Genomic DNA, 12,307 nt, shown 5'->3' on the forward strand with positions numbered 1-12,307 from the left:
CGCCGTTTTTATACGCCCGTCGGCGACGCGTCGGCCTTCGCCGGCGGGGCCGGACGCCGATCCCGCCCGCGTCCGGATCAACATATTCACTACAACCCGTCACGAACCGGGTGATATGAGCTCGGACGACGTCTCCCGGCGCGCGTTCATGCGGACCGCGGGCGGCGCGACCGCTGCCGCCGGGGCGGCGACGGCGACGGCGGGGACCGCGGCGGCACAGGAGGAACAGCCGGTCTGGCCGAGCGGGGCCAGCAGCGGGAACGTCGGGTCGTATCAGGACGCCCGCGGCGAGAGCGAGGTGACCGTCTCCGTCGGCGCGGGCGACAGCGGTCTCGCCTTCGACCCGACCCTCCTGTGGGTCGACCCGGGAACGACCATCACCTTCGAATGGACGGGGAACGGCGGCGCCCACAACGTCCAGACCGTCGAGGGCGGCGGCCCGGCCAGCCTCGACAGCGGCGACCCGGTCGGCGAGGAGGGGTACACCTACGAGTACGAGACGAGCGAGGAGGACGTCGGCATCACGCACTACCACTGCGTTCCCCACACCGCGGTCGGGATGCACGCCGGCCTCGCCGTCGGCGGGGACATCGAGACCGAGTCGACGGGCGGCGGCGGCGGATCGAACGCCGTCTTCGTCCCGCAGGGCGCCCGCGCGCTCGGCATCGCCACGTTCATCGCGATGGTGAGCACGCTCGGGCTGGCGTTCGTCTTCATGAAGTACGGCGGGACGATAACCGGCGACGAGGAGTAGTCGGCGTTCGGCGCGACCACGCGGCGGTCGGCGGGCGCGTCGCCGATCCGAGATTTCGACCCGCCTTTTCAGTTCACTCGCCGAGGAGCCCGCGGTACGTCTCGACGTACCGGTCTAACACCGCGTCGCGGTCGTAGCTCGCGAACTCCCGCTCGATCGGCTTCCGTTCGAGGTCGCCGACGGCGACGAACTCGTCCGCGAGTTCGGCCGGGCCCGTGACGAGGCGGCCGCGCTCGCGACCCTCCACGAGCTCGTGGGCGCTCGAGTCCGCCTGGTACTCGACGAGGGCGACGCAGCCGCATGCGAGGGCCCACAACAGCTCGGTCGCGAACGTCTCCCACGTCGCCGTCGCGGCGACGACGTGGGTCCCCTTGTACAGCTCGACGCGCTCGCGGCGCGGGAGGTCGCCGAGGAACGACACCCGGTCGTCGATCCGGAGGTCGCGCGCGGTCGCCTCGATCCGCTCCCGCTCGGGGCCGTCGCCGACGACGGCGGCGGTCCAGTCGCGTCCGCGGAGCTCCGCGAGTCCGAGCAGGAACGTCTCGACGTTCGCGTGGCGGTCCAACCGTCGGGCGTACACCGCGTCGAACCGGTCGTCGACGCCGGCCGACTCGACGAGTTCGAAGTCGACGCTCTCCGGGACGACCCGCACGTCGTCGCCGTCGGCGCCGTGCTCGCGGACCCGCGTCTTCGTCGTCCGCGAGGGGGTCGTCACTCCGTCGGCGCTCCGGGCGAGGAATCGATAGCGGCGGGCGGCGTCCGCGGGGTGGTCGCGCCACCAGTCGACGACGACCGGCGTCCTCGTCAGCGTCCCCGCGACCGTCGCGCCGAGCCCCGGCGTCGGCGGGCTGTTGACCGCGTGGACGACGTCGGGATCGACGCGGCGGAGCGCGACGGGGAGCCGCGCCGCGAACGCCGTGGGCGACGGGTCCGTCGTCACCGACCGGTACTCGATCCCGTCCTCCTCGAAGGCGTCGTGATCGCCGCCCCACCAGCGCGCGCAGAGCCACGCGACCTCGTGGCCGCGGGCCGCGAGGCCGCGGGCGACTCGTCGCGTCCGCTCCCGGGCCGGCGTGTCGCCGTGACCCGGGGCGAAAAGCGAGGCGAACGCGACGCGCATACGGCGACCGGACGACGGGCCCGAATAAAAAGACACGGCATCGCGACGTGGTCGGCGGGGACCGGAACGCTCCGGCCACCTCCGCCACCCGAAACGGTTTCCCACCGCGGGCGGAACCGGACCCCATGCACCGGTACGACATCGAACGGTACCTCAACGTGCGGAACGCCGGCGGAGCGGACCTGGGGCCCGACGGTCGGCTCTCCTTCCTGCTGAACACGACCGGCACCGGCCAGGTGTGGTCTCTCGACGAGCCGCTGGGGTGGCCCGAACAGCACACGTTCTTCGAGGAGGCGGTCTCGTTCGTCGACTCGTCGCCCGAGCGCGCCGAGGCCGTCTTCGGGATGGACGAGGGCGGCAACGAGCGCGCCCAGCTCTACCGGCTCAACTACGAGTCCGGCGAGATCGTCGACCTCACCGAGCGCCCCGAGGCGAAGCACCGCTGGGGCGGCTGGGACTCCGAGGGCGACCGCTTCGCGTTCGCCTCCAACCGGCGCGACGAGTCCGTGTTCGACGTGTACGTGCAGGACCGCGACGCGACCGGCGACGACGCCGAGCTGGTGTGCGAGGGCGACGGCTGGCTCTCCGTCGCGGGCTGGTCGCCGAGCGACGACCGGCTGATCGTCCACGAGGCGCACTCCTCGTTCGATCACGACGTGTACACTCTCGACGTCGCGAGCGGCGACCTGACGCATCACACGCCTCACGAGGGCGACGTCCGGTACGGCAGTCCGGAGTGGGGACCGGAAGGCGAGTCGCTGTACCTCGTCACCGACCGCGACAGCGACACGCTCCGCTTGGAGCGGCTCGAGCTCGCGACCGGCGACTTCACCGTGGTCGCGTCCGGCGAGGGGTCGGCCCTCGAGGGCGGCGCCGGCGCCGACGAGTCGGACGACGCCCCAGAGAAGCCGGGCGGCGACGACGGCTGGAACGTCGACGGCGTCGCGGTCGACGAGGAGTCCCGCCGCGTCGTCTACTCGCGGAACGTCGACGGCTACACCGAGCTGACGGTCGGGGAGCTCGTCGACCCCGACCGGATCGACCCGTTCCCGGCCCCGGACCTCCCGAGGGGCGTCGCCGGCGGCGTGAGCTTCGGGCCGGACGGCGACCGCTTCGCGGTCACCGCGACCGGGAGCACCCACAACGCGAACGCCTACGTCGTCGACGCGACCACCGGCGAGACGGAGCGCTGGACCGCCGCCTCGACCGCCGGGATCCCGCCGGACACGTTCGTCGAGCCCGAGCTCGTCCACTACCCGACCTTCGACGGCCGGGAGATCCCCGCCTTCTTCTCCGTCCCGGAGACGGAGCCGCCCGAGGGCGGCTACCCCGTCGTCGTCGACATCCACGGCGGGCCGGAGTCGCAGCGCCGCCCCTCTTTCGCCTCGGTGAAGCAGTACCTGCTGAACAACGGCTACGCCGTCTTCGAACCGAACGTCCGCGGCTCCTCCGGGTACGGGAAGGCCTACTCCGCGCTCGACGACGTGGAGAAGCGGATGGACTCGGTGGCCGACGTCGAGGCCGGCGTCGAGTGGCTCCACGACCACCCCGAGGTCGATCCCGACCGCGTCGTCGCGATGGGCGGCTCCTACGGCGGCTTCATGGTGCTCGCCGCGCTCACCGAGTACCCCGAGCTGTGGGCCGCCGGCGTCGACATCGTCGGCATCGCGAACTTCGTCACCTTCCTGGAGAACACCGGCGACTGGCGCCGCGAGCTCCGCGAGGCCGAGTACGGCTCGCTCGACGAGGACCGGGAGTTCCTGGCGTCGATCTCGCCGATCAACAACATCGAGGCCATCGACTCCCCCCTGTTCGTCCTCCACGGCGCGAACGACCCGCGGGTGCCCGTGGACGAGGCCGAACAGATCGTCGAGGAGGCGCGCGAGCAGGGCGTCCCGGTGCGCAAGCTGATCTTCGACGACGAGGGGCACGGCTTCGCGAAGCTGGAGAACCGCATCGAGGCGTACCGCGAAGTCGTCGACTTCCTCGCCGAGCACGTCTGAGTCGACGCGTCTGAGATGGAGATCGGACGCGGGGTGAAGTGCGGAGCCGGCGCGGGACCGACGCCCGGGATATCGCGTCGAGCGCCCCGGGATTCGGCTCGTCGACGGGACGGTGAGGGGTCGCAGTAGTCTTATGCTGTACGACAAACATTATCTATCATGGGCATCGACGCAATCGCCGAGTCCACGGCGGCCTCGATGAGCGAGGGCCAGATGGGGGAGCTCCTCGAAGCGGAGGGGGTCGGAACGCTCGGGCTCCCGACCGACGACCTCCCGTATCTCCTCCCGATCTCGTTCGGCTTCGACGGGGACGCGACGCTGTATTTCGTCTTCTTGCTGTTCGGGTCCGAGAGCCGGAAGGAGACGCTCGTGACCGAGGCGGGACGGGCTCAGTTCCTGGTCTACCGCGCCGAGTCCATGTACGACTGGCAGAGCGTCTCGCTGACCGGCCGAATCACCGCCGTCGAGGAGGGGGAGTGGGACGAGCTCCGGAGCGCGATGGAGAACGCGTGGCACCCGAACGTCTTCTCGTCCGCGCATCCGATGCGCGGCGTCCGCGGCTACCGCTTCGAGATCGACGAGTGGACCGGGCTCCAACAGCGGGACGTCGGCGGAAAATGAGGGGCGCGACGCGCGCCGTCACCGGTCCCTAACGGGGCCGCGCCGTCATCGGTCCGACTACCAGTCCGGGCCGAAGTCCGGGTTCAGCTGGCGGTCGGTCCGACCGAGGGTGTCGATCTCCTCGACGTCCTCGTCGTCCAGTTCGAGCCCGATGCTCGCCCAGTTGTCGGCGATGTGATCCTCTCCCGTCGCCTTCGGGATGGCGGTGACGCCCTTCTCGCGGAGCCACGCGAGGCTCACCTGCGCGGCGCTGACGCCGTGCTTCTCGGCGATGTGAGTGACCGCCGGGTCGTCGAGCACGACCCCGCGGGCGAGGGGAGAGTAGGCGACGAGCTCGACGCCGTTGGCGTCGGCGTACTCGCGCAACTCCTCCTGCCGGAGCAGCGGGTGCATCTCCACCTGGTTCGCGAACGGCGCCTCGCCGAGCGCGTCGGTCGCGGCGTCGAGGTGGTGCGGCTCGAAGTTCGAGACGCCGATCCGGTCGATCAGGCCGTCGTCGCGGAGCTCGGCGAACGCGGGCAGCGTCTCTTCGGGGTCGTACGCGCCCGCCGGCCAGTGGACGTACAGTAGGTCGACGTACTCCGTGCCGAGCTTCTCGAGGCTCTCGCGGGTGGACGCGGCCACGTCCTCGGGCGCGAGCTGGTCGATCCACACCTTCGTGGCGAGGAACACGTCGTCGCGGTCGACGTCGGCCGCGGCGATCCCGTCGCCGACGGCCGCCTCGTTGCCGTATATCTGGGCGGTGTCGACGTGGCGGTAGCCGGTCTCCAGCGCGGTCTTCACCGACTCGGTGCACTGCGCCGGCTCGTCGTTCTCCCACGTGCCGAGCCCGAGCACGGGCATCCCGTCGCGGGTCGGTACGTCGAAGGACCGCTGTCGCTGTGACATGGCTCCGGGTAGTCGCGTGAGGGGAAAGTCGGTTGCGGTTCCGGTCATCCGTCGGCCCGCGCCCTCGGTTATCGGCTCGCGGGAAGCGACGAGCGATACTTGGCAACTGAGTCACAAGTATCGACGAGGGAATGGCGAGCTACTACGACTGGCTGCTCGCGGTGATCGCGGCCGCGATGATCGTCGGTGTCGGGGCGAGCGTCCACTCCGCGGTGGCCCTTCACCAGGGGCTCGCCGGCGGGAGCCTCGTGTCCACGCTCGTCCTCTACGAGATTCTCTTCCGAAACCCGCCGACCGAACCGACCCGGTCGCCGACCGCCGCGTCGGTCGCCGTCGGGGTCGGATGGCTCCTCACCGCCGTGCTGATGTACTGAGCGCGGCCTCCCGCCGCCCGTCACTCCAGCAGCGCCCGCGAGGAGTTCGTCACGACGAGCAGGCTCGACGCGCCCATCGCGACCGCGGCGAACAGGGGGTTGAGCAGGCCGGTGACCGCGAGCGGGATCGCGACCGCGTTGTACAGGAACGCCCAGCCGATGTTCCCCTTCACGCGCCGGCCGGCCGCCCGCGACAGCTCGAAGACGGTCGCGACCGAGCCGAGGTCGTCGTCGACGATCGCCACGTCGGCGGCGTCGGCCGCCATCGCCGTGCCGCCGCCGAGCGCGATCCCGAGGTCCGCGGCGGCGAGCGCCGGCGCGTCGTTGGTCCCGTCGCCGACCATCACCGTCAGCCCGCTCGCCTTCAGCCGCGTTATCGTCTCGGCTTTCCCCTCCGGCGGGACGCCCGCGAACACCGAGGAGACCGCCTCGTGCTCCTCAAAGACGGTCGCCGCGCGCTCGTCGTCGCCCGTCAGCACGACCACGTCGACGCCCTCGTCGGCGAGCGCGGTCACCGTCTCCTCCCACCCCTCGCGCAGCTCGTCGCCGACCACGACGACGCCCTCGGCGGCGCCGTCGCGCCCCACCGCGACGGGGACGCGACCCACGTCGCGCGCCTCGGCGACCGCCCGCCGGATCTCGTCGGGGACGGTCCAGCCGCGCTCGTCGAACAGGGCGGGGTGGCCCACGACCACGTCGGTCCCGTCGACCGTCCCGGAGACCCCGCGGGCGTGGCTCTCGAAGCCCTCGACCGCGAGCGCGTCGGTCGCGCCTCCGGCGTCGCCGCCGGCGGTCGCGCCGGCTCCGTCGTCGGGCGACGCCGACTCGGTCGTCCCGCCGTCGGCGACCGCCGCGGGGGCGGGCGACGCGTCCGGGTCTCCGCGAGCGTCTCCGCGCGCTCGCGCCGCGGCGATGGCCCGGCCGACCGGGTGGGCCGACCGCTCCTCCAACGCGGCCGCGAGCCGGAGGAGGTCGTCGTCGACGTCGGCGGCGATCACCTCCATCTCGCCGGTGGTGAGCGTCCCCGTCTTGTCGAAGACGACGGTGGTCGCGTCGCGGACCCGCTCGAAGACGGTGTCGTCGAAGATCACGATGGACCGCTCGAGCGCGTCGCGGATCCCGGCGGCGACCGCGAGCGGGGTCGCGAGCCCGAGCGCACAGGGGCACGAGACGATGAGCACCGTGAGCCCGACGAGCATCGCCTCGGTGACGCCGTTGCCGAGCGCGAGGTTCGCGGCGGCGGCGACGACGGCCACCGCGAGGACGACCGGGACGAAGACCGTCGCGAGCCGGTCGGCGAGCTTCTGGACGCCGTGGTTCCCGCTCTGGAGGTCCCAGACGAGCTCCGCGACGCGGTCGAGGCTGGAGCTCGCGTCGGGACCGACCGCGATCGTCAGCGAACCGTCGGCGACCACGGAGCCGCCGACCACGTCGTCGCCGGCGGTCTTCCGGACCGGCATCGACTCGCCGGTGACGACCGACTCGTCGACCGCGGCGTCGCCGGCGACGACCTCGCCGTCCACCGGGACGCGCTCGCCCGCCCGCACGAGCAGGCGATCCTCGGGTTCGAGCGCGTCGATGGCGACTTCCTCCGTCTGGGTGACGGCCCCCGCATCGGCCGCATCGGAGCCGCCGGAGGCGTCGCCGGTCCCGACGACCCGCCGAGCGCTGTCGACCTGCACCGCGGTGAGGTCCGAGAGGAGCTCCGTCGCGCGCTTCTTGATCGAGTCCTCGTAGCTGTTGCCGACGGTGACGATCACGATGATCGCGACCGTCACGTCGTAGTAGATCGACGGCGACTCGACGAATATCACCGCGAGCGTGCTGTAGACGTACGCGCTCACCGCCGCGATGGCGACGAGGAGGTCCATGTTCGGCGACCGCGTCTTCGCGCTGACGTAGGCGCCCCGCAGTATCGGCTTCCCGGTGAACAGGAGGACGACGGTCGTCAGGACCGCGATCACGATGAAGAAGTACGTCCCCGACGTCGACGACATCGCCTGGTCGAGGTACTCCAGGGTGCGCTCGTTGTAGAAGGGGAACGCGAAGTAGGTCGGATAGATGATGACGATGTACTGCAGCATGACGGCCATCCCGACGAGCACGCCGGCCGCGAGCCGGGCCGTCGCCATGTTGTCGGCCTGCCGGCGCGCGAAGGCGTCGTCGCGGGGGTACGCGCTGTAGCCGAGCCCGCTCACCGCCTCCGAGAGGTCGTCGGTCGAGACGCCGTCCGGGTCGTGGTCGATCCGGACGGTGTCCGTGACGTAGCTGGCGCTCGCGGCGCTGACGCCCTCCGTCCGGGTCGCGACCGTCTCGATGAACGCCTCGCAGGTCGCGCAGTGCATCCCGTCGACCTCGAGGAACGTCGCCTCGTGGTCGGCCGGGACGTCGTCGCCGGCCTCATCGCCCCCGGCCTCCCCGCCTTCGTCGCCCGCGCGTCGACGCTCCCGAACCGCGTCGGCGTCGACGTCGACGTCGCCGAGGGCCGCGTACACGTCTCGACAGCCGGGACAGCAGAACTCGTTGCCCGCGTCGTCGGTCACGTCGACGCCGTCGGTCGGGAGTTCACAGAGGGTGCAGTCGGGCGCGCTCATCGGTCACATCCCCCCCATCGTCCCGGCGTCGAGCGGGTTCCAGAACGGGAGCCGCGGGTGCGGCACGGAGATTCCGACCGACATCAGCCCGTGCGCGAACAGGACGTAGCCGAGCGCGACGAAGGCGACGCCGAGCAGCCGGTGGATCCGGCGCCGGTGGACGGCGTCGACGCTCTCGATCACGGTGCCGTAGAGGAAGACGGCGGGCATCGTCCCGATCCCGAGCGCCGCGAGCGCGATTCCGCCGCTGACCGCCGAGCCGCTGGCGAACGCGTAGAGGTACGCCGGGTAGAGGATCGGGCAGGGGAGGAGGCCGTGGACCGCGCCGAGCCCGACGATGCCGGGGCCGTTCGCGAGCCGGTCGACGTGGCCGGTGAGCCAGCCGGTGACTCGTTCGAGTCCCGGGAGGTGGATCCCCCCGGTCGCGCCGCCGAGCGCGTACCGAACGCCGACGAGTATCACGGCCGCGCCGACGCCGAGGCCGACGACGCCCCGGACGAGCTCCGCCGCGCCGGTCAGCGTCGCCGTCGTGACGAGGACGACCCCGCCGAGCGCGCCGAGCGCCGCGCCGATGGTCGCGTAGCTCGCCGCGCGGCCGAGGTTGAACAGCGCGTGCTGGCGGACCTCGTAGGTCGTGAGGTGGCTCCCGCGACCGTCGGAGGCCGCGGACGCGGCGGCCCCGCCGCTCGCCGCGCCCCCGCCGTCGGTCCGGCCGTCCCCCTCGCGCATCCGACCGGCGTACACCGTCACGAGCGGGCCGCACATGCCGATACAGTGGGCGCCGCCGAGCAGCCCGATGGCCAGGAACAGCAGGACGTCGGTCCCCAGAAGCGTCGAGATGTCCATGGGCGTGTGTTACCGCGTCTTGGCGTCGCGGGCGGTAATGGGTTTCGTCGGGGACGAGACCGACGGTCCGCGACGGCTGCGGCGCACGTCACTCCTCCGCGAAGACGGTCGCGTACATCCCCCCGGTCTCGTGCGGGATGCAGACGTAGTCGTAGCGCCCGGCGACCTCGAAGGTGTGCGAGAAGCGGTCGCCGTTCTCCAGTCCGCCGCCGAAGTCGGACGCCCACGCCTCGCGGGCGGTCTCCTCGTCCTCGTAGCCGCCGGAGGCGAAGTACTCCGCCGCGTCGGGGATCGCCGCCTCGTAGGCGGTCACCGTGTGCGCCCGCGAGCTCGTGTTCTCCCAGACGACCGTGTCCCCGACGGACACGGTCAGCTCGGCGGGGCGGTACCCGGACGCGACCATCCCGACGTCGTAGTCCGGCTCGCCGCCGACGCCGGCGCAGCCGGCGAGGGACGCGGTCGCCCCGGTGCCGACGCCGGCCGCCCCGATCCGCCGGAGGAACCGTCTGCGATGCATACCCGTCCTCGGGGTTTCAGTCGTTTCAATATCGCGGTTCGCCCCACCGCGTGGGAACCGTCGCGGGCCTCGGGAAGCGGCCGACCGCTCCGTCCGACGGCTCGGCTCCCGTCACGGGTCCACGAGCTCGTCGAACACCCGCCGCTGCGCGGCCGCGAGGTGCTCGGCGAACGTCGACCGGGCGATCCCCACGGCCGCCGCGACCGCCTCCGCGTCGGCCTCGCGCGGGTACTCGAAGTACCCGAGCCGGTGGGCGGTCCGGACGACCTCGCGCTGTCGGTCGGTGAGCCGGTCCCGATCGACGACGACCGGGTCGCAGTCGCCCGACGCGCCGGACCGGGTGAGCCGTTCGAGCGTGACCGACGCCCCCGTGGCCTCGACGGTCTCGACGATGTCGCCGATCGGGTCGCCGGTGGGCAACGAGAGCGTGAGCAGGATCCGGTCGGGGCCAGTCCGGACCGTGACGTCGGAGACCGGGTGGCCGAGCGACTCGATCGACCGGCAGGGGTACGGCTCCGTCGGAGGGCTCCGGATCCGGTAGACGTACTCGCCGTCGGCCGCGAACACGGGATCCGCGTCGATCGGCCGCTCTGTGCGGAACTCCGAGACGACGGCGTCGTCGAGGCGGACGCGTTCCACGCCGGTGGCGACCGTCCCGTCGGGGAGCGCCTCGGCGACCGGCGCGTGCGGCGGGTCCCGGACGGCGAGGCGAGCGCGGACGCCCCGCGACCCGCCGGCGGGCTCGTCGGGTATCGGGCCGTCGCGGTCGTCGTCGGGGGGATCGTCGGCGTGGGGGTCGGTCGAACCGTCGGCGGACGACGAGCGACGTGACCCCCGCGACATGTTCGAATTAAGCCGACGGACCGGTAAAAGAACGGTCCCGAACGAGTACGTCCGTCGACCGAGCCGCGCGTGGAATTTATAAAACCCCGTCGTGGGACGGACACGACTCTCCCGGCCGGAAACCGTTCTATCGACGATGACAGCGCGCGGGCTCGACGGGGTCTCGATCGGTATCGTGGGCGGCGGCGTCGGCGGGCTCTCGGCGGCCGCGCACCTCGCCGACGCCGGGGCCGAGGTGACGCTCTACGAGCGCCGCGAGCGCGTGGGCGGGGTGGCCGGCCGGCTGGAACGCGACGGGTTCCGGTTCGACACCGGTCCCTCGTGGTACCTCATGCCGGACGTGTTCGAACGCTTCTTCGAGCGATTCGGCCGCGAACCGGAGGACTTCTACGAGCTGGAGCGGCTCGACCCGCACTACCGCGTGTTCTGGGACGACGGGGACCGGGTCGACGTCCCCGCGGACCCGGACGCGGCCGCGGCGCTGTTCGACTCGTACGAGGCCGGCGCGGGCGACGCGTTTCGCCGGTACCTCGACGACGCCGAGACGGCCTACGAGGTCGGAATGGACAGCTTCGTGCGGCCGGGGCGGTCGCGGTTCCGCGACTACCTCTCGACCGACGTCCTCGCCGGCGGCCGCAAGCTCAACCTGTTCGACACGCTCGACGAACACGTCGCGTCGTACGTCGAGCACCCGAAGCTCCGCCAGCTGCTCCAGTACACCCTCGTCTTCCTCGGCGGGTCGCCGTACGACACCCCCGCCCTGTACCAGCTGATGAGCCACGTGGACTTCGGTCACGGCGTCTACTACCCGCTCGGCGGGATGTACGAGGTGATCGAGGCGATCGAGGCGGTCGCGACGGCGCAGGGCGCGGACGTCCACACGGGGGTCGGCGTCACCGGAATCGAGCCGGGGCCCGACGAGGTCGCCGTCGAGCTGGGCGGCGACCGCTACGTCCACGACCGGGTCGTCTGTAACGCGCCGCCCGAGCACGTCGAGCGCGAGCTGCTCCCCGAGGGCGCGGTGCCCCGTTTCGGCGACTACTGGGACCGGCGGACGTACGGCCCGAGCGCCTTCCTGCTCTACCTCGGCGTGGAGGGGTCCCTCGACTCGCTGGCGCACCACACATTGGCGCTGCCGACCGACTGGAAGCCCCACTTCGACGCCATCTTCGAGTCGCCCGCGTGGCCCGAGAACCCGACGATATACGTGAACGTGCCCTCGCGCACCGACCCGTCGGTCGCGCCGGAGGGCCACGAGACGGTCGTGACGCTCGTCCCGATCGCGCCAGGCTTGGACGACGGCCCCGACCGCCGGGCCGCGTTCCGCGAGCGCGTCCTCGACGCGGTCGCGTCGTACACCGGGACCGACCTCCGCGACCGGATCGTCGTCGAGGAGTCGGCGTCCGTCTCCGACTTCGCCGACCGGTTCGACCGACCGGGCGGGAGCGCGCTCGGGCTCGCGCACACCATGAGACAGACGGGACCGCTCCGCCCCGGCCCGCGGGTCCGGGGGGTCGACCGGCTCTACTACGTCGGCGGGAGCAGCAACCCCGGGATCGGCGTCCCGATGTGCCTGCTGAGCGGGGAGCACTGCGCCGACGCGGTCGCGGCGGACGTCGCCGGCGGTCCTTTCGACCGGCTTCCGCTGATCGGGCGATGAACGGGAGACTTTGGATCGACCGTTCATTATCGGGCCGCAGAAGCTGAGGTTTTCGAACTATTCCGCCCGAGACCGGAATCCGTTGAG

The 12,307-nt window shown here is 71.9% G+C and carries 11 protein-coding genes; 5 read left to right on the top strand and 6 right to left on the bottom strand.

Annotated elements, in window-relative coordinates:
• The first annotated feature begins 115 nt into the window (after positions 1-115).
• Positions 116-754, top strand: coding sequence for a halocyanin domain-containing protein (locus DJ75_RS15605; RefSeq protein ID WP_094525341.1), 639 nt, complete (start codon positions 116-118; stop codon positions 752-754).
• Positions 755-827: 73 nt separating this feature from the next.
• Here DJ75_RS15605 and DJ75_RS15610 read toward each other — a convergent pair whose 3' ends face one another.
• A complete protein-coding gene (locus DJ75_RS15610; RefSeq protein ID WP_094525342.1) occupies positions 828-1,874 on the bottom strand; it encodes a glycosyltransferase in 1,047 nt (348 codons plus the stop codon).
• A gap of 125 nt (positions 1,875-1,999) precedes the next feature.
• Between DJ75_RS15610 and DJ75_RS15615 the strand changes: the two genes are divergently transcribed.
• Positions 2,000-3,877 (top strand): S9 family peptidase, encoded by a 1,878-nt coding sequence (locus tag DJ75_RS15615; RefSeq protein ID WP_094525343.1) that lies wholly within the window; start codon positions 2,000-2,002, stop codon positions 3,875-3,877.
• 159 nt (positions 3,878-4,036) lie between these two features.
• Complete coding sequence (locus DJ75_RS15620) at positions 4,037-4,498, top strand: pyridoxamine 5'-phosphate oxidase family protein (RefSeq protein WP_094525344.1); 462 nt, start codon at positions 4,037-4,039, stop codon at positions 4,496-4,498.
• A gap of 57 nt (positions 4,499-4,555) precedes the next feature.
• On the opposite strand, the gene DJ75_RS15625 is transcribed toward DJ75_RS15620, so the two are convergent.
• Positions 4,556-5,341 (bottom strand): aldo/keto reductase, encoded by a 786-nt coding sequence (locus DJ75_RS15625; protein WP_094525410.1) that lies wholly within the window; start codon positions 5,339-5,341, stop codon positions 4,556-4,558.
• Positions 5,342-5,517: 176 nt separating this feature from the next.
• On the opposite strand from DJ75_RS15625, the gene DJ75_RS15630 reads away from it, so the two are divergent.
• Positions 5,518-5,760 carry a hypothetical protein gene (locus DJ75_RS15630; RefSeq protein WP_094525345.1) on the top strand — a complete coding sequence of 81 codons (243 nt, stop codon included), beginning with the start codon at positions 5,518-5,520 and terminating at the stop codon, positions 5,758-5,760.
• Positions 5,761-5,780: 20 nt separating this feature from the next.
• On the opposite strand, the gene DJ75_RS15635 is transcribed toward DJ75_RS15630, so the two are convergent.
• From DJ75_RS15635 to DJ75_RS15650, 4 genes are all read right to left on the bottom strand, one after another.
• Complete coding sequence (locus DJ75_RS15635; RefSeq protein ID WP_094525346.1) at positions 5,781-8,354, bottom strand: cation-translocating P-type ATPase; 2,574 nt, start codon at positions 8,352-8,354, stop codon at positions 5,781-5,783.
• A 3-nt stretch (positions 8,355-8,357) separates the two neighbouring features.
• Positions 8,358-9,200: a sulfite exporter TauE/SafE family protein gene (locus tag DJ75_RS15640; protein ID WP_094525347.1), complete on the bottom strand. Its 843-nt coding sequence runs from the start codon at positions 9,198-9,200 to the stop codon at positions 8,358-8,360.
• Between the two features lie 88 nt (positions 9,201-9,288).
• Entirely contained in the window at positions 9,289-9,717 is a 429-nt protein-coding gene (locus DJ75_RS15645; RefSeq protein WP_094525348.1) for a plastocyanin/azurin family copper-binding protein, read from the bottom strand.
• A gap of 111 nt (positions 9,718-9,828) precedes the next feature.
• Positions 9,829-10,560: a helix-turn-helix domain-containing protein gene (locus DJ75_RS15650; protein ID WP_094525349.1), complete on the bottom strand. Its 732-nt coding sequence runs from the start codon at positions 10,558-10,560 to the stop codon at positions 9,829-9,831.
• A gap of 136 nt (positions 10,561-10,696) precedes the next feature.
• On the opposite strand from DJ75_RS15650, the gene DJ75_RS15655 reads away from it, so the two are divergent.
• On the top strand, positions 10,697-12,220 hold the full coding sequence (locus tag DJ75_RS15655; RefSeq protein WP_094525350.1) for an NAD(P)/FAD-dependent oxidoreductase: 1,524 nt from the start codon (positions 10,697-10,699) through the stop codon (positions 12,218-12,220).
• The last annotated feature ends 87 nt before the right edge of the window (positions 12,221-12,307 follow it).

It is taken from the genome of Halorubrum sp. Eb13, from assembly GCF_002252895.1.
Lineage (GTDB): Archaea > Halobacteriota > Halobacteria > Halobacteriales > Haloferacaceae > Halorubrum.

Excerpts from the sequence above, each read along its gene's own strand:
- DJ75_RS15605 (WP_094525341.1), top strand. The coding sequence starts at position 116 with ATGAGCTCGGACGACGTCTCCCGGCGCGCGTTCATGCGGACCGCGGGC.
- DJ75_RS15610 (WP_094525342.1), bottom strand. The coding sequence starts at position 1,874 with ATGCGCGTCGCGTTCGCCTCGCTTTTCGCCCCGGGTCACGGCGACACG.
- DJ75_RS15615 (WP_094525343.1), top strand. The coding sequence starts at position 2,000 with ATGCACCGGTACGACATCGAACGGTACCTCAACGTGCGGAACGCCGGC.
- DJ75_RS15620 (WP_094525344.1), top strand. The coding sequence starts at position 4,037 with ATGGGCATCGACGCAATCGCCGAGTCCACGGCGGCCTCGATGAGCGAG.
- DJ75_RS15625 (WP_094525410.1), bottom strand. The coding sequence starts at position 5,341 with ATGCCCGTGCTCGGGCTCGGCACGTGGGAGAACGACGAGCCGGCGCAG.
- DJ75_RS15630 (WP_094525345.1), top strand. The coding sequence starts at position 5,518 with ATGGCGAGCTACTACGACTGGCTGCTCGCGGTGATCGCGGCCGCGATG.
- DJ75_RS15635 (WP_094525346.1), bottom strand. The coding sequence starts at position 8,354 with ATGAGCGCGCCCGACTGCACCCTCTGTGAACTCCCGACCGACGGCGTC.
- DJ75_RS15640 (WP_094525347.1), bottom strand. The coding sequence starts at position 9,200 with ATGGACATCTCGACGCTTCTGGGGACCGACGTCCTGCTGTTCCTGGCC.
- DJ75_RS15645 (WP_094525348.1), bottom strand. The coding sequence starts at position 9,717 with ATGCATCGCAGACGGTTCCTCCGGCGGATCGGGGCGGCCGGCGTCGGC.
- DJ75_RS15650 (WP_094525349.1), bottom strand. The coding sequence starts at position 10,560 with ATGTCGCGGGGGTCACGTCGCTCGTCGTCCGCCGACGGTTCGACCGAC.
- DJ75_RS15655 (WP_094525350.1), top strand. The coding sequence starts at position 10,697 with ATGACAGCGCGCGGGCTCGACGGGGTCTCGATCGGTATCGTGGGCGGC.